Origin of the sequence: Pseudoalteromonas sp. SG43-1 (genome assembly GCF_014164415.1) — a bacterium.
Classification (GTDB): domain Bacteria; phylum Pseudomonadota; class Gammaproteobacteria; order Enterobacterales; family Alteromonadaceae; genus Pseudoalteromonas; species Pseudoalteromonas distincta.
In genome coordinates, this window is record NZ_JACJFD010000025.1 from 35,663 (window position 1) to 59,775 (window position 24,113).

The window sequence follows — 24,113 nt, forward strand, 5'->3', positions numbered from 1 at the left end:
ATTGCATTTAATTTTTGGATGCTTTTTTTTCATTAAATCAATTATTAGCAAATATATAAAGCAGGCCCGTTATAAAGCATATATTAACTGATGATTATTACAATCATATATCACACCGCAATAAGCTGAAGTGGTTGATGTATTGCATCATTATTAAGGCTGTCGTAAAAAGCAGCTGCATCTATAGGAGGATTAGCAAGTTGTGTTTGTTCGCTTTTAATTCTTCTTCTGACAGCAAGCTCACAGTTATCTATTATATTAAGTGGAATATGCTTATCATCATTTCTAATCGCAAGTGGTTCAGGCTTTAAGCACTGTCTTAACTTAATACTTGTCAGACCGCAGCGCTCTCCTTCTTGAGATATTAATGATGCATTAAACTGTCCAACCAACATATTGTATTCATCAGGGGCTAAAAGTTGCTTTGGACCTGCGCCAAATTGCTTTCTTAATGCCTCTTCTTCTATAACTAAATTATCTATTTCAGTTTTTGGTAAATGAAATTGGCTAAAGTCGAGTGCGTCATGTGACAGCATCGCTAATAATAGAGAAAATTCGCCACGGCGATTTTCATGCACACTATTATTGAGCCTACTGTTTAACTGACTCTCTGTGATTAACAAATCATCTAATTGCATAGTCTTTAGTCGATTGTGGTAACTGATAGATATTTATCGGCTTTATTTCAATTTTCTTTAGCTTTTTTCTTTACTTAAATACGCAATTTGCTATTATCAGCGCCGTTGCATTGGAGGGGTTCCCGAGCGGCCAAAGGGATCAGACTGTAAATCTGACGGCTCAGCCTTCGCTGGTTCGAATCCAGCTCCCTCCACCACTTTTCTTACCGCTAAGTTAAGTGGGGCCAAATGTAACAAAAATAGTGTGGAGGGGTTCCCGAGCGGCCAAAGGGATCAGACTGTAAATCTGACGGCTCAGCCTTCGCTGGTTCGAATCCAGCTCCCTCCACCACTTCTTTTTTATTCCTATATTCCTATATTCCTATATTCCTATATTCCTATATTCAGGTTAACTTCAAAATACCCATTGTAAACTCATGCTGTTTTTCTTTAGCCATGTTGATGATGCTTTATAATTAGGAAAAAAACGCTCAACGTGTTGCCAAAAAGCTTTACTGTGGTTTAAGTGACGTAAATGCGCTAACTCGTGGACAATCACATAATCAATAGCATGATAAGGCGCTCCAATTAAATGCAAATTAAATGTTAGCTCTCGCTTACTGTTACAACTTCCCCACTTTCGCTTATAAATAGCTACTTTTAGACTCGTAGGTAACTCTTCACCCATTTGTGCGCAGAAGTACGCTAAACGCATTTCTATATATGCAGTTAGTTGCTCTTTTAAATATTCTTCAAGAAGTTGCTGATATTTTTGCGAAGTATTTTTAACGCGCGAAGAGTGCGTAATAAGCAAGCTGTCGTTACTGTTTATTACTTCGGACTTAGTACCTTGCTTAAATTCTATGTTTTCAATGCTATCAAAGATTAAAATTTGTTTGTCTTTGAGCGGGTTCTGTCTGTTATCAGCAATATTGTGCTGTTTAGTTAATTGAGCATTTACCCACACCTGCTTATCAAAAAGCCATTCTTGAATGTGTTTATTACTAACAAACTGAGGGGCATATACAGTCACCTTCTTGTTATGTACTTTAATGGCAACCGTTTTACGTTTTATACTTTTCTTTAACTGATATTCAAACACTTTCATACTCATTAATGATATTGCTACGAGAAAATTCACCAGCAATTAATAAAACCAAATAAAGTGTAATTTTCGCTTAGTTAAGCCAATTCATTAGTTTTATTAAGGTTACTCGATAGAAACTTAAATATGACCATATAAATCTAACTTAGTCCTGTGACAGGCAATACATTAGAATAAAAAACACCAACTAAAAAACTAATGCCTGATAAATAAAAGAAAACTAAAAGTAATAAATTCGTTATTTTAATCACTTCATTGAATTAACAGTTTATTTATTAATTAATTAGATTAAACTTGATAAATAAAGATTATATTTTGAGCCATTATGTTATCAGCTTTTTTTATCACAGACCAAGATCCTAGCTTAATCATTAATGGCGTTTACGATCCTCTATTAGTTTCAATGTCATTGCTAATTGCTATTTTTGCAGCCTTTTTCACCATTCGGCTTATAGAGCTCGCAAAAGAAACTCAATTTCCTAGCTACCAACGTTTAGCAAATGTGACCGCTGCTACTGTTTTTTCGGCTGGTATTTGGAGTATGCACTTTATTGGTATGCTTGCCTTTTCACTGTGTACTAATATTGATTATGATCCATCAATCACTCTCCTTTCTTTTATACCAGCATTTATAGCATGTCAGTACGCTGTATCAATGCTAGTAAATAGTAAAGGGAATCTAAAAGTATTGTCGATTTGCTCCGTGTTACTAGGAGCTGGCATTGGCACTATGCATTATAGCGGCATGGCTGCAATGGATCTTGCTCCTTTACTTAGATATGATCCATTGATTTTTGCGTTATCAATCATTGTTGCTGTAGCCCTCTCCTTTATAGCCCTTTACAGTCGCTTTAATCTTGAGCGTTTTTTACCCTCTTTATCACCTCTTCAAAATAACTCAATTAGCGCTGTTATTTTAGGGTGTGCTGTTGCTGGTATGCACTACATGGGTATGGCCGCTACACGTTTTGTAGCTACATCGCCACTAATCTATGATGATGCTAATGCAACCGCAGGACTAACTTTTATCGCCATTGCAGTCGCCACAGCAACTATCGCGATTACAAGCGTGGTTGGTGTAATAAATGGTATGGTTCGCTATCGCATGCTACTTGAGGAGAAGTCGGCAAAAGAATCCCGTCTAAATGCTATTTTAGGTACCGCTATAGATGGCATTGTTACCATTGACCATGCTGGTATTATTTTAAGTTTTAATGAAGCCGCTAGTAAAATTTTTGGCTGGCAAGAAAACCAAGTTCAAGGCAAAAACGTAAAAATGCTAATGGACGATAACATTGCCAAGCACCACGACGAATACCTCTTAAATGCTCACAATGTTGATCAAGGTAAAATAATAGGCATAAACCGTGATGTATATGCAAAACACATGAACGGACATGTTTTTCCTATTCGCTTAGGTATAGGCGAAGTAAATCAGCCGGGCCATAACCCTTTATATGTTGGCTTTATTACCGACTTGACCGAACAACGCGCTTTGCAACAAAGTTTAGAAGAGAAAGAACAAAAATACCGCTCTCTTATCGATAACATGCCCGGAGTAGCGTTTAGATGTAAGTTTGATGACAACTGGACTATGTTATTTATTAGTCCAAATATAATTGAGCTTACAGGGTATAACCCAAATGAGTTTACAGAGCATTGTATCGAGTTTAATGACTTGGTCTTGAAATCAGACCAAAAACAAATAGTTGATGAAGTCACTAAAGCTGTTGATGCAAAGTCTCAATATTCTATTGAATACCGAATTAGACATAGAAATGGCAAAATTTTGTGGTTGTTAGATAAAGGGAGTATCGACTTTGATGCTCAAGGCAACCCAAAGTGGATTGATGGTGTTTTAGTCGATATTACTGAACGCAAAGAATATGAAGAAAAACTAGAGCAAGCTAAATTTAAAGCTGAAGAAGCTGCTCATGCAAAGCAATCTTTTATGGCTAATATGAGCCATGAAATACGCACCCCAATGAATTCTATAATAGGTTTTAGCGATCTATTAATGGACACCCCACTTGATCAAGAACAACAAAAGCACTTGGTTACCGTAAATAATGCAGCGCGTTCATTGCTAAGATTGTTAAATGAAATTCTTGATTCTGCAAAACTAGAACGCGGTAAGCTCACCATTGAGCCAGTCCACTTTAGCTTAAAACCAGTGATAGACAGTATTATTTCTACTTTTTGGCTAGAAGCTAAAAAGAAAGATTTAGAACTTAAACTCCATATTAAAGAATCAGTAAGTTCTACGTACTACGGCGACCCAGATCGACTCAGACAAGTACTCACTAATCTAATTGGTAACGCGATTAAGTTCACCGAAAAAGGCTCTGTTACGGTCACCGTTGGCATGACACAAAATCAGCATCTGTTTTTTGAAGTGCAAGATACCGGAATTGGTATTGCAAAAGATCGTATTCAAGCTGTATTTCAACCTTTTGAACAAGCCGATGGCACTACTACCCGCCGCTTTGGTGGTACAGGCCTTGGTACAACCATAAGTAAACAACTTGTAGAGCTTATGGGCGGAACAATAAACTTAGTAAGTGAGCTAGGTAAAGGCACCTGTTTTTACTTTTCATTGCCGCTTACTTTAGGTGACGAATCTAAAATAGATTATTTTGATGGTCTACACACCCAACTGCCTGCACTTAGAGTACTAGTAGTTGATGATATAGAGCAAAATACAGAACTACTGTCTTTGCTTCTATCACGAGATCAGCATTCAGTTACCAAAGCGTCAAACGGACTTGAAGCGATTAAAGTATTTGAAGAGCAAGACTTTGATGTCATATTAATGGATATACATATGCCATTGTGTGATGGCATACAAGCAGCACAAAAAATAAGAGCAATAGAAAACCAAAGGCAGCTTAAGTACACGCCAATTATCGCACTCACAGCAAGCGTATTACAGCAAGATAAGCTTACGGCTAAAAAAGCAGGCATGAATGGCTTTGCCAATAAACCCGTCGATATAAACCAGCTTAACCAAGAAATAGCGCAAGTGTTGGGGCTTGGTATTGCAAAAGAAATGGTTATATCGCAAAGCGATCCTAAAGCGCAGCATATAGATTTTGAAAAAGGATTAGCACTTTGGGGTTCTAAGTGTAAGCAACTTACAGAGATTACTAAGTTTATAAGTGATAGTGATAAGCGGTTTGAGAGATTATTTAATGATAAATTATCAAACATAAAAGATGTCGATAGCCTCATTCACACACTCAAAGGTGTTGCTGGTAATTTGGGCCTAATAACGTTAATGAAGTTATTAGCCGATTTAGAGCAAAAGCAAAGTGATACTAAAGTTATTAGTATTTTAGACGATATCAAAAACGAACTACTTATTATAACGCAACTGCTGTCATCAAATACTTGCGATGAGCCAAATAGCAAGCCTGAAGATGATAGCTCAGACACTCTATCAATAGATGAGATTAAGCAATTGTGTGAAACACTTCATCAAGATGCGCAAAACGCAGAATTAAATGATGAACTACTCGCAAAGTTGCAACGCGGCGCACCTTCTACCTTTCAAAATGAAGTTGATGATATAGCCGAAGCCTTTGATGAATTTGATTTTGATAAAGCACACGTAATACTTGAAACCTTACTTGAAAAACTAACAAACGATGAGTATTAATTAATGGATTTTACGACAGATAGGCCACGGGTATTAATTGTTGACGATGAGCCTGCAAATCTAAAAGTAATGCGCGAAGTGTTAGGTAATCAGTATCGTATGTCGTTTGCTAAATCTGGTGATGCCGCACTGGCACTACTTGAAAAAGAGCTACCTAAGCTAATTTTGCTCGACATAATGATGCCAGATATGAATGGCTTTGAAGTGTGCCAAATAGTTAAGAGAAATCCTAAAACATCACACATCCCAATTATTTTTGTAACTGCGCTTGGCGATGAAAGCGATGAATACAAAGGTTTTGAGTTAGGCGCAGTAGATTATATTACTAAACCAATAAGCCCTGCCATTGTAAGAGCAAGGGTTAATACTCACTTGTCGCTAGTACAAGCAGAGCAATTAAAGCAAGCTCATGTAGATTTAGTAGAACGTCTAGGCCGTGCAGCGGAATATAAAGACACCGACACGGGTGAACATATAGTGCGCATGAGCCAATACAGTAAAGTATTAGCGTTAGCACTAGGTATGGATGAACAACGAGCAGAACTTTTACGTCAAGCCGCCCCAATGCACGATGTAGGAAAAATAGGTATCCCTGACGCTATCCTACTCAAACCTGGAAAGTTAACCTCTGAAGAGTTTGATCATATGAAAGAACACGCCAGCATTGGCGCGCAAATTTTAGCAAACTCATCATCTCCTTTACTACAACTTGCGCATACACTTGCAATTGAACACCACGAAAAATGGGATGGCTCAGGCTATCCTAACGGGATCAAAGGCGAAAAAATATCAGTTGAAGGTAGAATTGTTGCTATAGCTGACGTATTTGATGCACTTACCTCAAAACGCCCTTACAAAGAGGCTTGGAGCATAGAGAAAACAGTTTTGCATATGCAAGAGCAAGCAGGAACTCATTTCGATCCCGCTCTAATCGAGCTATTAGTAAAAAACTTAGACGATATTATTGCTATAAAAAATGCAAATCAAGAAAGCTAATTCTTTTTAGCACTGTGAGAGCCAAGCTCAACATTTGGGTAACAAGATTTTATATAACGATAGTCATGTGACGTAATTTCATGGCTATTGCCACTTTCATCTTTAAAGTAGATAGAAAACGTTACACCATGATCTGCTAAAACTACTTTTATATTTAAACTCTCAAGATGAATACGCCATTGAATAAATTGATCCCCTGAGGCTAAAAATGCAATCCCTTTACTGCGCCCCTCTCCTTCAAACAATGCTAAACGAGTGGTTGAACAAGCATCTTCAAGCGTTAAAGGGCCTCGCCCATGCTCATTCCAAAAGGCAAGCTCTGGCACTACGCTAAAACCTAAAACCTGTTCATACCACTTAACGGCATTAGCTAAGTTATCAACATTTAAATGGCAATGATCAATGCCTGATAATTTCGGTATGCTTGTATTATTCACGTTTCTCACCAATTTCTGACTTTAATTGCTCTAAAAACTCATGCATATACCTTGTTCGTCTATTCGCCTCTGCTTTAGCTGATGGGGTATTCATACTATCTGCAATATGTAATAACTTTATGAAAAAATGATCAAGCGTGTATGTTTTATCATCAGCCTCGCGTTCAACACAAAAAGGGTCATTTGGGTTATATAATAACCGAGAAATTGAGCCACCAACTTTCATGCATCGGCTAACGCCAATAGCGCCCAATGCATCCATTCTGTCGGCATCTTGTACTATTTGCGCTTCAACGGTTTTAATTTTTATATTTGCGCTGAAGCTATGCGCTGCAATTGCATGATGAATCTCATCAAAAAGTGACTCGTCATAATTAATCGATTTTAAAAACTCCAATGCCTTATCAGCTGCCATAGTAGAGGCTTTTGCACGATCAGGGTGGTTTTTAGCCACCGCCACACAGTCGTGCATCCACGCTGCAGGTAATACTACTGACATGTTTGCCTGCTCCGCATTACATAACTGTATTGCAACACGCACCACTCGCTCTATATGAGTAATGTCATGAGCAACATCAGCATGCACTAAAGAGGCGATAAACCCTCTACATTGTGAGTTAAGTATTTCTAAATCAGGGCTTAAAGCGACGTCAGACAAAGTTAGGTTCCAAAAAGCTAATTAATCAATGAATTATCCGTACTTTACCGTGCTTTATGCCCCCCTTGCAAAACATTCATTGTATGTTGCTCCTTGCTTGACTAAAATACAGCGCTTATTTATTACTACTGAGAAGCCTTATGTCATCTGCCGTTTACCTACAAGCTGGTCGCGATAAATCATTAAAAAGAAAACACCCTTGGTTATTTTCAAAAGCCATCAAAAAAATTAAAGGTAAACCTGGATTAGGCGACACAGTAACGATTCACGACAGCGAAGGTAAGTTTTTAGCAACTGCTGCGTATAGCCCTCACTCACAAATTCGTGCACGTGTTTGGAGCTTTGACGAAAAAGAAGTCATCGATCAACACTTTTTTGAACGCCGTTTACGTCGCTCATTAGAAGCCCGTAGCCAAGTTATTGAAGAAGGCGGATTAACAGGGTTTCGCTTATGTGCTGCTGAGTCTGATTACTTACCAGGCGTTACAATAGATAAGTTTGACAACGTATTAGTGTGCCAGCTATTAAGCGCCGGTGCCGAGCGCCATAAAGGCGAGATTGTAGGCGCATTGATGTCTATTTTCCCCGGCTCTAGCATATATGAGCGTTCTGACGTAGATGTACGTACTAAAGAAGGCTTAGAACCAATTAAAGGCGCACTTTGGGGGAATGAACCAAAAGAGCCTGTGCTTATTGAAGAAAACGGCTTAAAAATCGAAGTTGATATAATTGAAGGTCACAAAACAGGATTTTACTTAGATCAGCGTGACAGCCGTGCTGCACTTGAGCGCTTCTCAAAAGGTAAAACTGTCCTTAACTGCTTTAGTTACACAGGTACATTCTCGTTGTATGCCCTGCGTGGTGGATGTGAGCATGTAACTAACGTAGATGTATCGCAACCCGCTTTAGATACAGCAAAACGTAATGTTGAGCATAATAACTTAGATTTAAACAAAGTGAGCTTTGTTAAGCAGGATGTATTTAAATTATTACGCCAATACCGCGACGAAGGTAGACAGTTTGATACCATCGTAATGGACCCACCAAAATTTGCTGATAATAAAGCGCAGCTAACGGGCGCGTGTCGTGGCTATAAAGATATCAACATGATTGCCATGCAAATACTAAAACCAGGCGGAACACTATTAACATTCTCATGCTCTGGTTTAATGGAACAAAACCTGTTTCAAAAAGTAGTAGCCGATGCAGCACTTGATGCAGGTAAAGACCTACTGATAATGGAGCGATTAAACCAGGCAGCCGATCATCCAATTGCTGGCAGCTACCCTGAAGGCTTTTACTTAAAAGGCTTAATCTGTAAGGTTTTTTAATATCTACTATTGAGTTTAACTGAATTCGATTTAGTTAAACTGAATGATTTCAAGACCTGCTGTTACCGTGCCATCATCTTCTTTGCTGGCACGTATTACTTTTGCAGTTGCATTTAAAGGCGCAATACTTGGATGAGTCGAATCAATGTTCACCGTCAGTAAGGTATTAGGTTCAAGCAATTCATCTAAATGAATTGATAAACCTGTTGCACTTAAATCCACGCACTCTGCGGCAAAACTTAAGCCCGCTATTGGTTCTATCGTTGTTAAATTTGCAGGAGTGTTAATCTGCATGCGTCTAAAATTTCGCTTATCATCAGTAAACATATGTTACCTCTAAACAACCGTGTTAATTTCTTCCAACAAAGCACCCACTGAAAATGGCTTTACAACATACGCGTTACAACCAGCATCAAACCCTGCTTGTTTTTCAGATGGGGACTCTAGGCCCGATACCATAACAACAGGAATATTTTTTGTTTCAGGTGTGTGCTTTAGCATTCGGCATGTATCATAACCATCAAGACCAGGCATACAAACATCAAGCAAAATTATATCTGGCGGACTCGCAATTGCTGACGCAAGGCAGCTTTGCCCTGAATCTGCGTAACTAACATCAAATTTCGACGCTAGTGCGGCTTTGAGCATTTCAAAATTAAAATACTCGTCATCTACCACTAAAAGTCGCTTTGTTTTATGTTCAATCGATGAGGACATAACTATGTCGCTTCCTTTTCAAAACAAAAATAAATCCTTCTATTAAGGTACTAAGCTTAATAGAAAATGCAAGTTTTATTCTATCTCTTTTATCGCATTAAGTACCCGCTTGGCTGAAATTGGGTAAGGCGTTCCTAGTGTTTGAGCAAATAGCGACACTCTAAGCTCCTGTTGCATCCAGAAAATAGCGGTTACCTCTTGTGGTATAGGTAACCCTTTAGGCGTTTTATTAACTACTTTTTTATACTCTTGCGCAACTTTATCTAGCTCTAGTACGCATAACCTATCACGATTTGGATCCACAGGCAGCTTTTCTAAACGTTTTTGAATCGCTTTTAAATAACGAATTAAATCCGCTATTTTATCTGCGCCATGCGCGCTCACAAAACCTTTAAATATAAGTGACTCAAGCTGTGACTTAATATCGCCGTGCGCAGTTATCATGGTTAAATCAACGCGCCCTTTCATTTTTTTATGCAGGGCATGAGCAATACTTAATACTTGCTCAACTTGCGTTGCAATCGATACAACGGCATCGCCCAGCTCACCGCGTATTTGCTCTTTTACTGTTTCAAATGCTTTTTCGTCGCGTATATCACCGTGTTTTACTAATAAGCTATCAACACCTGCGGCAATACAGTCATCAATTAAATCAGCTATTTTACCAAATGGGTTAAAGTACAAACCCAGCTTTGCCTTATTCGGTAAGTTTTGTTGTAAGTACTTAATTGGCGATGGCACATTTAATAGTACTAAACGGCGCAAACCTTGTTGATGTGCTTGCTGCGCTTTTGCTTCGCTATCAAAAAGCTCCACTGCAGCGGCTGATTTTTTATCCACCAGCGCAGGGTATGCTTTTATCTCATATTGACCTTGCTTTTTAACGTATGAAGCGGGTAACTCACCAAAGTCCCATTGTGTTAGGTCTGACTTTTCAATGCCTTTATCGGCTACTTTAGACAGTGTTTCGGTTACTTCACCTTGCAGCTCTGCTTTGAGCTTGGCTAAATCAAGCCCTCGTGCAAGTAACTTATCGTGTTCATCACGTACTTCAAACTGTAATCGTAAATGCGGTGCAAGCGCGGTTAAATCCCATGCCTCTGGATCAACTTTTACACCTGTCATTCTCAATAAACGCGTCGTTAATGCATCAATTAAGCTCCCTTGCATTGGCTCAATAGCTGCCAGCACTGCATCAGCATAGTTTGGTGCTGGCACAAAATTACGACGAAGCGATTTAGGCAATGACTTTATAAGCCCACTTATTAGCTCATGCCTAAATGCTGGTATGTGCCAGTCAAAACCACTTTCTTGCACTTGATTCAACAGCGCGACCGGTATTTGTACCGCAACGCCATCAACTGCTTGGCCTGGATCGAAATGATAAGCAAGCGGCAATATAATATTGTCTTGCTGCCATGTGTCAGGGTAGTCAAACTCAGTGATATTACTTGCACCATGCTGCATTAGCTCTTCACGAGTCATGTGTAGGTAATGCTTATTTTGTTGTTTTTGTGTTTTATACCATTTTAAAAATGCAGCGCGGTTATTAATTTCTTTGGGTATTTTTTTATCGTAAAACTCAAATAACGTTTGCTCATCAACTAAAATATCACGACGACGTGACTTATTTTCCAGAACTTGAATATCTTCTATTAGCTCACGGTTAAACGCTAAAAAGCCCTCGTTTAAGCCCAGTTCTTGCTCAACTAATGCAGTGCGCACAAAAAGCTCTCGACTCACTTTAGGGTCTATGTTGCTATAAACACAGCGGCGTTTATTTACAATAAGTAAGCCATATAAAGTTTGCTGCTCAAACGCGATTACCGCACCTGGTTTTTTCTCCCAATGTGGTTCAGTGTAACTACGTTTTACTAAGTGCTGTGCTAATGGCTCTACCCAGTTAATGTCTATTTTTGCATTTGTGCGGGCATATAACTTACTTGTCTCTACCAACTCCGCCGACATGATCCATTTGGGGCTCTTTTTAAATAAACCTGAACCTGGAAAAATATGAAACTGACTATTACGTGCCCCTTTGTATATTTGTTTTTCATCTTTAAAGCCAATATGGCTTAGCATTCCGCTTAATAACGCTTTGTGAACAAGTTCGCCATCAGCCGCTTGGCTGGTTGCTTTCATGCCCATTTCGTTACACACAGTACTTATTTGATAAACAATATCTTGCCATTCACGCAGGCGCATATAGGCTAAGAAGTCTTTTTGACACAGCTTTCTAAATTGGCTATTAGTAAGCTCGCTTTGCTGCTCTTCTAAGTAATTCCATAAGTTTAAAAAAGCGATAAAATCAGAATCTGGATCATCAAAACGACCGTGCTTTTCATTGGCAGCAGCACGTTTTTCTTGTGGGCGTTCACGTGGGTCTTGAATAGACAACGCCGCTACAATGATAATCACTTCACGCAATGCGCCAAGTTTATGGGCTGTTAGCACCATTTTTGCTAAACGTGGGTCAACGGGTAATCGACTAAGCTCCCTGCCCGATTGCGTTAGGCTGGTTTTACTATCGCGTTTAGCTGGTTTTACCGCTTGTAGCTCTTCAAGCAATGTTAGGCCATCATTAATATTGCGGCTATCTGGCGCTTGTACAAACGGAAATTGCGCCATATCACCAAGCCCTAGCGCCAACATTTGTAAAATAACAGACGCAAGGTTAGTACGCAGTATTTCAGGGTCGGTAAACTCTGGACGTGATAAAAAATCATCCTCAGAGTACAACCTAATACAAATACCCGCTTCAACACGTCCACAACGACCCATACGCTGATTAGCACTTGCTTGTGATATAGGCTCTATTGGTAGGCGCTGTACTTTTGTACGATAGCTGTAGCGACTTATACGCGCAGTACCTGGGTCTATTACATAACGAATACCTGGCACGGTGAGTGACGTTTCGGCTACGTTAGTCGATAAAATAATATGACGACGAGAATGCGGCGCAAATATACGGTTTTGCTCTGCGTTGGATAAACGCGAGTAAAGTGGCAATACATCGGTGTGTTTTAAATTACGCTTGCTAAGTGCATCTGCGGTATCGCGTATTTCACGCTCACCATTTAAAAATATGAGAATATCGCCAGGGCCTTCAGCACACAGCTCATCAACGGCATCAAAAATACCTTGTAGCTGATCGCCTTCCGCTTCCATATCATCTTTATTAATATCAGTAATAGAGTTGTAGCGCACATCAACAGGGAAAGTACGACCCGATACTTCTATAATGGGCGCATCATCAAAGTGCTTTGAAAAACGCTCAGGATCGATAGTCGCTGAGGTAATTATTATTTTTAAATCAGGGCGTTTTGGAAGCAGGTTTTTTAAGTAACCTAAAATAAAATCAATATTTAAACTACGCTCATGCGCTTCATCAATAATAATCGTGTCGTATTGATTTAAAAAACGGTCTTGCTGAATTTCAGCCAGCAAAATACCGTCAGTCATTAATTTAATATACGTATTATTAGATACCTGATCGCTAAAACGAATTTTAAAGCCAACTTGCTGGCCAAGTACACACTTCATTTCTTCAGCAATACGATTAGCCACAGTACGCGCTGCTAATCGACGTGGTTGCGTATGACCAATTAAACCATCAACACCGCGACCAAGCTCTAAACACATTTTAGGTATTTGCGTTGTTTTACCTGAGCCCGTCTCACCGGCAATAATAACCACTTGGTTATTTGCAATGGCGTCTTTAATTAATTCCTTTTTTTGACTTACCGGCAATTGCTCAGGGTAAGTCACTTTAGGGAGGCCAGCTAAGCGTTTATCGCGTAATTCTTGGCTACGGGTTATATCAGCCGCTATTTTTTCAAGCGCGTTGGCATGCTTGTTTTCATCCGTTATTTTTTTTACGCCATGTAAGCGTTTTTTGAAAATGAATTGATCTTTTTTTAAGCACGTTTTTAGCTCGCCAAACAACTGACCTAGGTTTACCACCCGCATACCTTATAAAATTAGTTAAAGAGCCGTAATTGTATCAAATTAAACGGCTGGGGTTAATCCTACAAAATGCATAACGCGGGGTTGTTTGTTATATAAACGCTGCTATTGAACTAAACTGTGAATAATAAATTTATTTTAAACAATTATTTTCAGGGCTAACTACATTGAATAAATTAAATGACGTTGACTTATTCGTCACTAAAAATGCCCACGTAGGTCGCTTGCGTATTCGATTTACTTGCCCGATACATGCCAGAGGTATTAAACGGTAAGCTAATATTACCCTTTGTATCAATAATAATTACGCCGCCAGTGCCGCCAATAGGCTTAAGCACACCGTTTATAACTTCATCCCCTGCCTCAGCAATGGTTTTACCTTGGTACTTAACTCGCGCACATATATCGCTCGCTACATTATAGCGAATAAAGTATTCACCATGCCCTGTTGCCGATACCGCGCACGATTCATTTTCAGCAAATGTTCCGGCCCCAATTACCGGCGCATCCCCCACACGACCATAACGTTTTGCGGTCATACCACCTGTTGATGTACCTGCCGCTAAATTACCATTTTTATCAAGCGCCACTGCGCCAACCGTGCCCATTTTGTAAGAGTTAGGTAATGCTTTGTGCGCGGCTTGGTACTCTTTACTGGTTGCTTTGGCTTTATCTAATTTTTGTTTTGCTTTTAAAAGCGCTTTGTAACGAGGCTCGGTATCAAATAGGTTATTTTCGACAAGCTCAACACCTTGCTCTTTAGCAAACTCTTCAGCGCCTTGCCCACTAAGCATTACGTGTACAGAGTTATCCATTACCAAACGCGCTAAGTTAATTGGGCTCTCAATATGCTTTACACCCGCAACTGCGCCTGCTTCACGGTTTCGACCATCCATTATGGATGCATCAAGCTCATGCCCGCCATCGTAGGTGTATACCGCTCCACGCCCTGCATTAAAATAAGGGGATTGCTCTAATACTGCAATTGCTGCAATTACCGCATCTAAGCTTTCGCCGCCTTGGTGTAATACTTTATAACCTGTCTCTACTGCTTGCGTTAATTTTGCACGATACTCTTTTTCTTGAGCGGGTGTAAATCGTGCTTTTTCAATTGTCCCTGCCCCACCATGAATCGCAATGGCAAAAGGAGTCTCTGCAGCTACTGCGCTATTACTTAAAGCAACAAAGCTGCTCGCAAAAATCGCTAATAATGGTGTTTTCATAATGAGTTCTTTTATGGGGAAGTTATAAACTAATGTGAATGGTTACGGACTTAATTTCAACTAAAGTGAGTTTAATGGCATAAAAAAAGCGCCTTAAGGCGCTTTTTAAAATTTTACGTGTTTGTAATTAAGCTTGTTTAGCTTTTAAACGCGCTAAACGTGCTACTTGGTGAGTAGACGTTAAGAACGAGTAAATTGGTGCTAAGTAACCACGTTTACGAAGCTCTAAGAAATCAGCATCGCTTAACTCGTTTAGTTTTTTCTCATCGATAAGGTAAATACCGTTGATGTCTTTTTTCTCGCCTTTAATGTCTACTGTTAGCGTTTGCGCAATTAGTAGCTCTTTATCAGCAAGGAATTTAGTGAACGCTTCAGTTACTTGAGAAAACTCAATAAATGATACTAGCGCTTCTTTACGACGTTTTAGGTAATCTGTTTCTTCGCCGTTTTCAAATAATGCATTACCTTCGTCTTCACCAACAAGCGCACTTGCTTCGTCAATTACGATACCGTATTGATCTTGATCTGGGTGTTTAACTAAACCAAGTGGGTAACGAGTAGATGCCATAGGTGCAAATGCTGCAGTCCATTTACCATCTTCTACAAAAAGGTTTTCGCCTGGCTCTAAGCCAAACATAGCAACTGCTTGAAAAGTGCCGGTTTCGTTATTTTTAACGAATGACATTGGAAACTCGTTTGCTACACGTGCAAACTCATGTGCAACTACTGGCACTAAGTGTTGAGTTTTCATGAATTCTACATTGATGCCGTTTTGAATTTTAGTGTTGGCATGTTTTTCGTTGTGTAAAGGCTGTACTTGTTGCTCCGCCATGTTACTGCTCCGTTTATTTTAATTTATATGTTTCATTGTTAATGCCTTTAGGCTAATGCTTTTGAGCTAAAAAAGGAAGGGAAACTTTTATGACAACAACCATGAAAAAATAAAATTTAACTAAATCTGAACGTTGCTAAAAAACATACAGCTCAAACTCATAAATTTTGTTCAAAAACAACACACTTCGTGGTTAATTTTAATACAAACCAAAGTTATTCATTAACATTGGTTAACAGTTCAAAGCTATTTTTTTGCAGTGTTTAGGCTTAAATTTAAGCAAATAAAAAAGGCCGCTTATATAAGCGGCCTTTAAAAGTTAAATTGGCATCTAAATTAAGGCGCCCAATATACTTCAATATTTATACTTGGGTGATTAAGCACAGCGCGAAGTGGCATGTCATTAACATCGCCGCCCGCTTTTGCTTGCTTATAAACAGCGAGTTTTTCTTCACCGCTAATTAAAAGCTTAACCACTTTAGATTGCGCAATGGCATTTAACGTAAGCGTCATTCGCTCAGTAATACTACCCGTCACATCACTTTGTATCGCATTAATCGCACATACTGTTTGCTCAGTTGTTAAACCATGCTCTAAACCGTCTGCATTTGGGAATAACGACGCTGTATGGCCATCTGGGCCCATACCTAAAATAGTTACATCATATGGGCTTTTTAGCTCGCTATAAGCCGCTTCACACTCTTGTGCGCCCTGTTGAGCCGTTGCTGCAGCGTTCTTCATAGTAATAAAGTTGGCAGCACTACCATGATTTTGTAATAAAGTACTTTTAATAAATGCTTCATTACTTTTTTCATGGTTTGGATCTACCCAACGCTCATCAACCATAGCAACATCAACATGTTGCCAATCTAAATCAAGCGTTGATAAATGCTTATAAGCGGGCGCAGGAGACGAGCCGCCCGACACCATTAATACAGCACGGCCATCGTTTTTAATGCCATCACGTAATGATTGCTCAAGCGTTGCAGAAAGCTCAGCTGTTAACGCGTCTTTATCGTCAAAAAACTTTTCAACTAATGTTGCCATGCTTATACCTTATCGCCTGTGTTAAACCATACGTGGTTGTTTTCTGCTAATAATTCATCAGCATCATCAGGTCCCCAACTACCAGAACGGTAAAGCGCAGGTTTGCCTTTGCCTTGCCATCTATCAATAATTGGATCAATCCACTTCCACGCTTGGCGCACTTCATCACGGTGAATAAATAACGATGGGTTATTTGCAGCAGCATCAAGCATTAAACGCTTGTACGCATCTGAATGGAAACCATTGCTGTAAGCTTGTGAAAGCTCAATATTCATTGTTACTGGCTCAAGTTGCATTTGAAGATTATCAAGGCGCTTAGACATAAGCGTTAGTTGAATTGTTTCCTCTGGCTGCAAACGAATAACAAGGCGATTCGGCTCGATATTGCCCACGTTATCTTCGTAGATATTGTGAGATACTTTTTTGTATTCAACCACAATTTCTGCACAGCGCTTAGCCATACGTTTACCCGTACGAAGGTAAAATGGAACACCTGCCCAGCGCCAGTTATCAATATGCGCGCGAATAGCTACAAACGTTTCTGTTTTACTAGAACCTTCATTTAGCTCTTCTAAGTAACCCGGTACAATTTTACCGTTTAAGTCACCTGGTACGTATTGACCACGAACAATATTTTCATCAACATCACCATCTACAAGCGGGCGAAGTGCTTCTAATACTTTTAGTTTTTCGTTACGAATGCTGTTAGCGTTTAGCTTATTAGGCGACTCCATTGCAACTAAGCAAAGTAGTTGTAATAAGTGGTTTTGAACCATGTCACGAAGTGCACCGGCTTTATCATAAAAACCAGCGCGGCTTTCAAGACCAACCGTTTCTGACAAGCTAATTTGAATATTATCAATAGATTTAGCATCCCACATATTTTCAAACAATGAGTTTGAAAAACGCAGCGCCATTAAGTTTTGTACTGTTTCTTTACCTAAGTAATGGTCAATACGGAAAATTTGTTCTTCATTAAAAAACTCTGCAATTTTTCCATTAATTGCTTCAGCAGAATCACCGCAATAACCAATTGGCTTTTCAACAACAACGCGTGATGTAGGGGTAATTAAACCTTTAGTCGATAATATTTCACAACATGTGCCGTAAACAGCAGGCGGAAGCGATAAGTAAAACACGCGAGACTTAGTGCTTTCGTGCTCATCTAAAATGCCTTTTAGCACATCCCAGTTGTCGTCTGCTTCTGTAACATTACTTACCACTGGCACTAAAAAAGTAGAAAACGCTTTCCAATCTTTAGCGTTAAACTCACCTTTGCTTAAAAATTCTTGTAATGCTTTATGCGCTGTTTCTATGTATTCAGCACGTTTCGATTCTTCGCGCACTGTTGGTAGGATACGTGAGCCTTCAGGTAAGTTACCTTCTTGATATGCTCTGTACATTGCAGGTAGCAATTTGCGTAACGCAAGATCACCACCGCCCCCAAAAATTATAATATCAAAAGGATTAAGCATAGTTACTCTCTACGTTGTGATACCCAGTACATTTTGTAAATGCGCGGGTATGCCTATTTATTGCTAGATTAGATGGCTTTTATAGCTGTATTTAAATAAAAGCCTGCTGAATTGTTCTGTATCGATGATTTATTATTATTGTTTATCATTGCGCTTATTAAATGAGCCTTAGGGGCCCTGTATCTCCTCTCACAAAAATACAGACCCTAAGCACTCCAGCGCTACCCGTTCAAAGGTACTCGGTTTACTTACTTGCGTAAGCGAATTTTTTACTGCGTACGGTTTTGTTTGTAGTACGCCATTAAGCCGTTTGTAGAACTATCATGAGCGTGTTTCACGCTATCATCAGTGAGTTCACTCTCAATTTTAGATGCTAAACCTTTACCCAGCTCTACACCCCATTGGTCAAACGAGCATATTTCTAAAATAATGCCTTGGCAAAATATCTTATGCTCATACAGTGCAATTAAACGGCCCACTGTTTTAGCATCTACTGTATCTAATAGCATAGACGTTGTAGGACGATTGCCTTGATGAATTTTATGATTTAATAACTCATCAATCTCTGCTTGCGATTTACCCTTAGCGGTTAAATCAGCTGTAACTTGCGCTGCATCTACACCACTCATCATCGCTTCTGTTTGTGCAAAGAAATTCGATAATAAAATATCGTGATGCTTATCAACATTCACTTGTGGCTTAACTGATGCAATAAAATCTGCAGGTACAATTACATTACCTTGGTGTAAACACTGATAAAATGCGTGCTGGCCATTAATACCCGTCATGCCCCAAATAATTGGAACCGTAGTATAAGGTACCGTTTCGCCTGCAAAGTTAACGTGTTTACCGTTACTTTCCATTTCGCCTTGCTGTAAATACGCAGGCAACATATGCAGTGCTTGATCGTACGGTAATATAGCTTGCGCTGTATAACCTAAAAAGCTCGTGTTCCATACACTAAGCAATGCCATAATTAATGGTATATTTTGTTCAAACGGCGCAGATTTAAAGTGCTCGTCTATTTCAAACGCACCTTCTAAAATTGCTTCAAAGGCGTCGTAGCCTAAATATAATGCAATTGGTAAGCCTATCGCACTCCAAAGTGAAAAGCGACCACCAACCCAATCCCACATAGTGAATACGTTTTCGTCGCTGATACCAAAGGCTGCCGTTTTTTCTAAATTTGTACTTACTGCAACAAAATGCTTTGCAATTGTACTTTCATCTTTTGTTGTTTGTAAAAACCAGTCAACCGCCGTCTTTGCGTTTGTCATGGTTTCTGACGTAGTAAATGTTTTTGACGAAATAACAAATAATGTTGTTTCAGGGTCAATGGCTTTTAATATAGACGAAATTTGTACACCGTCAGCATTAGATACGTAGTGAACATTTAACGTATCATCAGCAAGTGCTTTTAATGCCTCAGTTGCCATTTGTGGACCAAGGTTAGAGCCACCAACACCAATACTTACAACATCTTTTACCGCTTTGCCGGTATAGCCTAACCATTTACCGCTACGAACTTTTTCTACAAACACTTTAATTTTAGCTAATTCGTTGTCTACGGCTTGTGTCACGTTTTCGCCATCAACAATTAATGGAGTGTGAGCACGATTACGAAGTGCCGTATGCAAAACTGAGCGGTCCTCAGTGATATTTATTTTTTCCCCGCTAAACATTTTATCGCGCCACGATGCAATATCGCATTCTTTAGCAAGCGACATTAAGTTAGCAAAAACATCGTTATCAATAAGTTGCTTAGAATAGTCGAATAATACGCCTGGTACTTGAGTAGAAAACTGAGAAAAGCGCGTGTCATCTTGTGCAAATAACGTTTTTAGATGTGTTTGTTTCATCTTAGCTGCACTTTGTTCTAGTGCTTGCCAACTTGCTAGTTGCGTTCGGTTAGACATGGAAATATCCTCTATTTTTTTCAATCAATTGATTTAAAAATGTTTTTTATAAAAGCAAAACTCTTAATACTACTTATTCACACTAAATTAAAGCGCAAATAGTATAACTAAAAATGCAAAAAAAGTGCTGTTTTTATAATTTTATGTGCAGATGATAACGCAATTTTTAGCTTTTGACACCGGTATCATAAAAATTTTATAAATTAATTTACCTGTAATTTTAAAGGCAACGGCATAGCTTAATCAATCAAAATGAAATATTAATGAATTTTTATAAGCGCTGCTAATTACTTTTCATAGTTATTCACTAATTACTGTAATTGTTTGCCTTGCAAACAAATAAACCTTAAAAACAAAAAATCGGCTCTAAAGCCGATTTTGTATAAATTAAAATCTTTGCTTAATTACTAAGCGCTAGCCCACCACTTAGGTTATAAACAGTTTTGTATCCTAGCTGCATTAAATTGCTCGCAGCAATCTTTGAGCGGTTACCACTGCGGCATAATAAAATATAGTTGTTATTTTTACTTAACTGCCCTTCAAATACCGCATTTGCCATTCTGCTAAGCGGTATATTTAATGTTTTTTCATCTAGTGTATTAAATAACTGAGCAACATTATTTGCTCCATGTTCATACGGCTCCCGAGTATCTATTAAATACACATCGCTGGTGTTTAACATTGCTTTAGCGTCATCAAAATTTAATTGCTGTGTATCAATCTCAGGCAATGCATTTACATAACCACACAATTGCGTGTTATTTACTTGCTTTGAAGCGTCGTACTGCTGCTTTTGTATTGTAAATTCATCAACTGAAATACTGCCGCTTACTAACGCATTGAGTAATGGCGTTTGGTTTTGTTGTACAGCCCAGTTCATGGCAAAACATTGTTGGTAGTCGTGCCCTGAGCAAATAATGCTGGTGCTATTAAGTTGCTCGCTTATTGCTAAAATAGAGCGTGCCATTGCTTTTGCATCCCCACCTATAAGCGATGTATTGCCAAGCCCTGCAGGCAAAATTAAATCACCACAAAAACAATAACGCGTTTCGCCATTACTATTTTTTAATAAATAACTTACGCTATCTTTGCTGTGCCCAGGTGTCGCTATTTTTTCAAGTACGTCATTTGCTAAGCTAATACTTTCTGCATTTAGTGGCCAACCTAAAGCATCAACCTCACCTTTTACAACTCTTGATGCAAGAACGCTGGTTAATAAATTAGTCGCTGACTCTCGCTCTTGATGCAGATGAGTATTAAGCACCGCTGATATAGTTAAGTTTTGTGTATTGGCTATTTTTTCAAAACGCGGAATAAGCTCAACAATCGGGTCTATTATAACTGCGCGCTTATCATCGCTTACATAAAGCCAACTACATGCTCCTTGGTGCCTAAACTGAGTAAGGCCAAGTGCGCACACCTCTTGTTGTGGTGTAGTGCTATCAGATACAATTAAACAGTTAGCCTGTAGTATTGCTTTAAGAGCGCGAATCCGCACACAAGCATCATCAATATCGTGTTGTGTTGCCGCAGGTCCAAACGATAGCCTAATCGCATTTTCACTTTGCCACTTACTTGCACCCATTGCATCTAAAACAAAACTTGTTGATGCGCCCGTACTACAAGCCGAGCCACCACTTACGCGAATGCCCGCAGCATCAAATAAATCAATCACTTCTTTGCTCGTTAAATCGTTTACCGCAAAGTTAAGTGTGGTAGGCACGCTATAAGCAAAATCATGATTGAATGTAATATCGCCAAAGGTGTCTTTTATCGCGCTTTGTAACTGGCTTCGATAAGAGTTAAGTATGCTAATTGGTTTAAATGTATCGTCTGATTTATCAAGCAACATACTAAATAGTTTATTTAACCCTGCAATACCGGGTAGATTTTCGGTGCCTGAGCGCATTCCACTTTCTTGACCGCCACCCGCTATAAAAGGTGTGTACGCACTGCCACTACGAATATATAAAAAGCCAATACCTTTAGGTGCGTAAAGCTTATGCCCCGAAAAAGGAGCGTAATCAATAGTTGTATTACTCAGTGCGAGCGCTTGTTTACCGAGTGCCTGCACGCAATCCACCATCCACGATACATTTTTGTTACGGCTACGAATTACCTGCTCTATAGCGGGTAAATCTTGATATACACCGGTTTCGTTATTAACGGCCATGGTGCAAATCATCAAAGCATTATTAATATGCTCTGCGATAAAATCTAAATCTAAAATACCGTTACTATCAACCGGAATAGCAAGCACCTCAGCATTAACGTCAAGTACGCTATTCCAATGTTTAAGTGTATTTGGCACCGCTTTATGCTCAGTTGCGCCATATAATAATACAGGGTTTTTAATAGACTGCTTTTTAGCATTAATTAATGTAGAAACCACCGCAGTTTGAATACCCTCCGTTGCACCAGAGGTAAATAGGATATCGCCATTAGTTGCGCCAATAACCGTGCGTGCCTTTTGACGTGTTTGTTCTAATAAATGCTTGGCTTGAATACCTGTGATATGCGGGCTTGAAGGATTACCAAAACATATTTGCATGGTATGAGAAACAACATCAGCAATACAAGGCAACACAGGGGTCGTTGCATTTGCATCAAGGTAAACTTGTTTTACTGGCTCATCGTGCAATAAAAACTCAGACATTAAAAAACGCACCTTATTACTAAAAAATATATCTTATTACCAATAGTACATAAATTTACAGGTAATGAGTAATAATCAATTAGCACTAGAGGTGCGTTTACTATGCTTTTTTAAACTAAAAGTCTGTTTGCTTAACTATTCACTGAGCTCTTTGCTGATCTCTTCGTGCGTTGACGACCAAGCTGTTATTAGCGCTTTTACTAATGAGGCCAGTGGGATGGCAAAAAATACGCCCCAAAACCCCCATAAGCCACCAAAAAATAATACCGCGACAATTATAAATACCGGATTTAAATCAACTGCCTCAGAAAACAACAGCGGTACCAGTACATTGCCATCAAGCGCCTGAATAATTCCATAAATAATTAAAATGGTCCAAAACTGCGTTTCTAATCCAAACTGAAACAGTGCAACTGCCGCTACCGGAATAGTGACGAGTGCCGCGCCAATAAATGGAATTAATACCGAAAAGCCAACAAGCACACCAAGTAAAGCTGCATAGCGCAAATCTAAAACAGTAAATGCAATGAAAGACACACCACCAACAATTAAAATTTCGAATACTTTACCGCGAATGTAATTCATAATTTGTTGGTTCATTTCGTTCCACACTTGTAAAATCAAGCGTCGTTGCTGCGGGATCAGTTTAGCTATACTCCCTGTCAGCTCCAGCTTATCTTTAAGCATAAAAAACACCAGTAACGGCACAAGTACCAAATATATAAGCCAAGCAACAACATCTTTTAAAGACGTAAGTGAAAACGATAATACCGCTTGACCAAACTCAATAATTTTAGCTTCTACCGTTGCAACAATAGCTTGTACTTGTTCTATATTAATTAAACTTGGGTATTGTTCAGGTAAAGCCATTAAATAAGACTTCCCCTGCTCTAGCATATGCGGTGTTTCTTGCACTAAGTTACTGGTTTGCTTCCAAAGCACTGGGCCAATAACTAAAATAAGAGTGAGCATAATGCTAATAAATATCAACATTACAATAATTGTTGCAGTAAAACGTTTTAAGCCAACACGCTCTAAATGAACAACCGGCCAATCTAGTAAATAAGCGATAACCAGTGCAACAAGCACAGGAACAATTAACGCGCCAAAAAAGTAAAGTAAGGCAACTGATACCAATAATAAAAATAATAAGGTAGACGAATGAGGATCCGAGAACTTCCTTTCGTACCATGTTTTTACGTATTCAAACATGTAATGGCTCCACTAATAACAACCCACGTTGTTTATCAAAATTGTAACTATAAGCATTTTTTTGCAAAAAACGTTCAATGTCGTTCGCACTTTCACCTTTGTTCAGACTAAAAGTGATGCGTTGTTTTGATGACTGTGCACTTCGAAGCGCAAGCTTAAACTGCACAAACTGCTGAGGACACTTAAACTCTTTTAAATCGCGCTCTACCATAACTACTTTATCCGTATAGTAAATGAATAATAAGTCGCATATTTACGGTCTACGTA

The 24,113-nt window shown here is 39.0% G+C and carries 18 protein-coding genes and 2 tRNA genes; 5 read left to right on the forward strand and 15 right to left on the reverse strand.

Translation table 11 applies throughout. From position 1 onward, the window contains the following. Positions 1 to 110: 110 nt before the first annotated feature. Positions 111 to 638, reverse strand: a complete 528-nt coding sequence (locus tag H5159_RS16035; RefSeq protein ID WP_182711546.1) for a VC2046/SO_2500 family protein — start codon at positions 636 to 638, stop codon at positions 111 to 113. A gap of 112 nt (positions 639 to 750) precedes the next feature. Between H5159_RS16035 and H5159_RS16040 the strand changes: the two genes are divergently transcribed. Beyond that, a tRNA-Tyr gene (locus H5159_RS16040) sits at positions 751 to 835 on the forward strand. A 49-nt stretch (positions 836 to 884) separates the two neighbouring features. Further along, positions 885 to 969, forward strand: a tRNA-Tyr gene (locus H5159_RS16045). A 63-nt stretch (positions 970 to 1,032) separates the two neighbouring features. Here the strand turns inward: H5159_RS16045 and H5159_RS16050 are convergent. Further along, the gene (locus tag H5159_RS16050; protein WP_182694637.1) at positions 1,033 to 1,731 is read right to left on the reverse strand and encodes a M48 family metallopeptidase; all 699 of its coding nucleotides are present in this window, start codon (positions 1,729 to 1,731) and stop codon (positions 1,033 to 1,035) included. Between the two features lie 316 nt (positions 1,732 to 2,047). Here H5159_RS16050 and H5159_RS16055 point away from each other — a divergent pair, with 316 nt between their 5' ends. Together H5159_RS16055 and H5159_RS16060 are read left to right on the forward strand one after the other, a co-directional pair. After that, a complete protein-coding gene (locus H5159_RS16055; RefSeq protein ID WP_182780643.1) occupies positions 2,048 to 5,380 on the forward strand; it encodes an MHYT domain-containing protein in 3,333 nt (1,110 codons plus the stop codon). 3 nt (positions 5,381 to 5,383) lie between these two features. Beyond that, a complete protein-coding gene (locus tag H5159_RS16060; protein ID WP_182780644.1) occupies positions 5,384 to 6,376 on the forward strand; it encodes a two-component system response regulator in 993 nt (330 codons plus the stop codon). On the opposite strand, the gene H5159_RS16065 is transcribed toward H5159_RS16060, so the two are convergent. Together H5159_RS16065 and H5159_RS16070 are read right to left on the reverse strand one after the other, a co-directional pair. Beyond that, on the reverse strand, positions 6,373 to 6,813 hold the full coding sequence (locus H5159_RS16065; RefSeq protein ID WP_182780645.1) for a VOC family protein: 441 nt from the start codon (positions 6,811 to 6,813) through the stop codon (positions 6,373 to 6,375). The genes H5159_RS16060 and H5159_RS16065 overlap by 4 nt on opposite strands. After that, positions 6,806 to 7,471, reverse strand: coding sequence for an HD domain-containing protein (locus H5159_RS16070; protein ID WP_182748513.1), 666 nt, complete (start codon positions 7,469 to 7,471; stop codon positions 6,806 to 6,808). The genes H5159_RS16065 and H5159_RS16070 overlap by 8 nt, the downstream gene beginning before the upstream one ends. A gap of 140 nt (positions 7,472 to 7,611) precedes the next feature. Here H5159_RS16070 and H5159_RS16075 point away from each other — a divergent pair, with 140 nt between their 5' ends. After that, complete coding sequence (locus tag H5159_RS16075; protein ID WP_002961441.1) at positions 7,612 to 8,802, forward strand: class I SAM-dependent methyltransferase; 1,191 nt, start codon at positions 7,612 to 7,614, stop codon at positions 8,800 to 8,802. Between the two features lie 30 nt (positions 8,803 to 8,832). Here the strand turns inward: H5159_RS16075 and H5159_RS16080 are convergent, their stop codons facing one another. The 11 genes from H5159_RS16080 to H5159_RS16130 form a co-directional block, all read right to left on the reverse strand. After that, positions 8,833 to 9,129 carry a PilZ domain-containing protein gene (locus tag H5159_RS16080; protein WP_007581065.1) on the reverse strand — a complete coding sequence of 99 codons (297 nt, stop codon included), beginning with the start codon at positions 9,127 to 9,129 and terminating at the stop codon, positions 8,833 to 8,835. Between the two features lie 9 nt (positions 9,130 to 9,138). Continuing rightward, on the reverse strand, positions 9,139 to 9,519 hold the full coding sequence (locus tag H5159_RS16085; RefSeq protein ID WP_024597850.1) for a PleD family two-component system response regulator: 381 nt from the start codon (positions 9,517 to 9,519) through the stop codon (positions 9,139 to 9,141). 75 nt (positions 9,520 to 9,594) lie between these two features. Continuing rightward, positions 9,595 to 13,482 carry an ATP-dependent RNA helicase HrpA gene (hrpA, locus tag H5159_RS16090; RefSeq protein ID WP_182780646.1) on the reverse strand — a complete coding sequence of 1,296 codons (3,888 nt, stop codon included), beginning with the start codon at positions 13,480 to 13,482 and terminating at the stop codon, positions 9,595 to 9,597. A gap of 194 nt (positions 13,483 to 13,676) precedes the next feature. Next, on the reverse strand, positions 13,677 to 14,708 hold the full coding sequence (locus H5159_RS16095; protein WP_029752414.1) for an isoaspartyl peptidase/L-asparaginase family protein: 1,032 nt from the start codon (positions 14,706 to 14,708) through the stop codon (positions 13,677 to 13,679). Positions 14,709 to 14,835: 127 nt separating this feature from the next. Beyond that, positions 14,836 to 15,540, reverse strand: a complete 705-nt coding sequence (locus tag H5159_RS16100; protein WP_024597622.1) for a SapC family protein — start codon at positions 15,538 to 15,540, stop codon at positions 14,836 to 14,838. 336 nt (positions 15,541 to 15,876) lie between these two features. Next, positions 15,877 to 16,587: a 6-phosphogluconolactonase gene (gene pgl, locus H5159_RS16105; protein WP_182693523.1), complete on the reverse strand. Its 711-nt coding sequence runs from the start codon at positions 16,585 to 16,587 to the stop codon at positions 15,877 to 15,879. A gap of 2 nt (positions 16,588 to 16,589) precedes the next feature. Further along, positions 16,590 to 18,062, reverse strand: a complete 1,473-nt coding sequence (zwf, locus tag H5159_RS16110) for a glucose-6-phosphate dehydrogenase (RefSeq protein ID WP_182696114.1) — start codon at positions 18,060 to 18,062, stop codon at positions 16,590 to 16,592. 269 nt (positions 18,063 to 18,331) lie between these two features. Next, positions 18,332 to 19,978: a glucose-6-phosphate isomerase gene (pgi, locus tag H5159_RS16115; protein ID WP_039487336.1), complete on the reverse strand. Its 1,647-nt coding sequence runs from the start codon at positions 19,976 to 19,978 to the stop codon at positions 18,332 to 18,334. 400 nt (positions 19,979 to 20,378) lie between these two features. Further along, positions 20,379 to 22,634 (reverse strand): aminotransferase class V-fold PLP-dependent enzyme, encoded by a 2,256-nt coding sequence (locus H5159_RS16120; RefSeq protein WP_182780647.1) that lies wholly within the window; start codon positions 22,632 to 22,634, stop codon positions 20,379 to 20,381. Positions 22,635 to 22,769: 135 nt separating this feature from the next. After that, positions 22,770 to 23,846, reverse strand: coding sequence for an AI-2E family transporter (locus H5159_RS16125; RefSeq protein WP_024606584.1), 1,077 nt, complete (start codon positions 23,844 to 23,846; stop codon positions 22,770 to 22,772). Continuing rightward, positions 23,839 to 24,057, reverse strand: coding sequence for a sulfurtransferase TusA family protein (locus tag H5159_RS16130; RefSeq protein ID WP_002961455.1), 219 nt, complete (start codon positions 24,055 to 24,057; stop codon positions 23,839 to 23,841). Before H5159_RS16130 ends, H5159_RS16125 begins: the two co-directional genes overlap by 8 nt. Positions 24,058 to 24,113 lie beyond the last annotated feature (56 nt).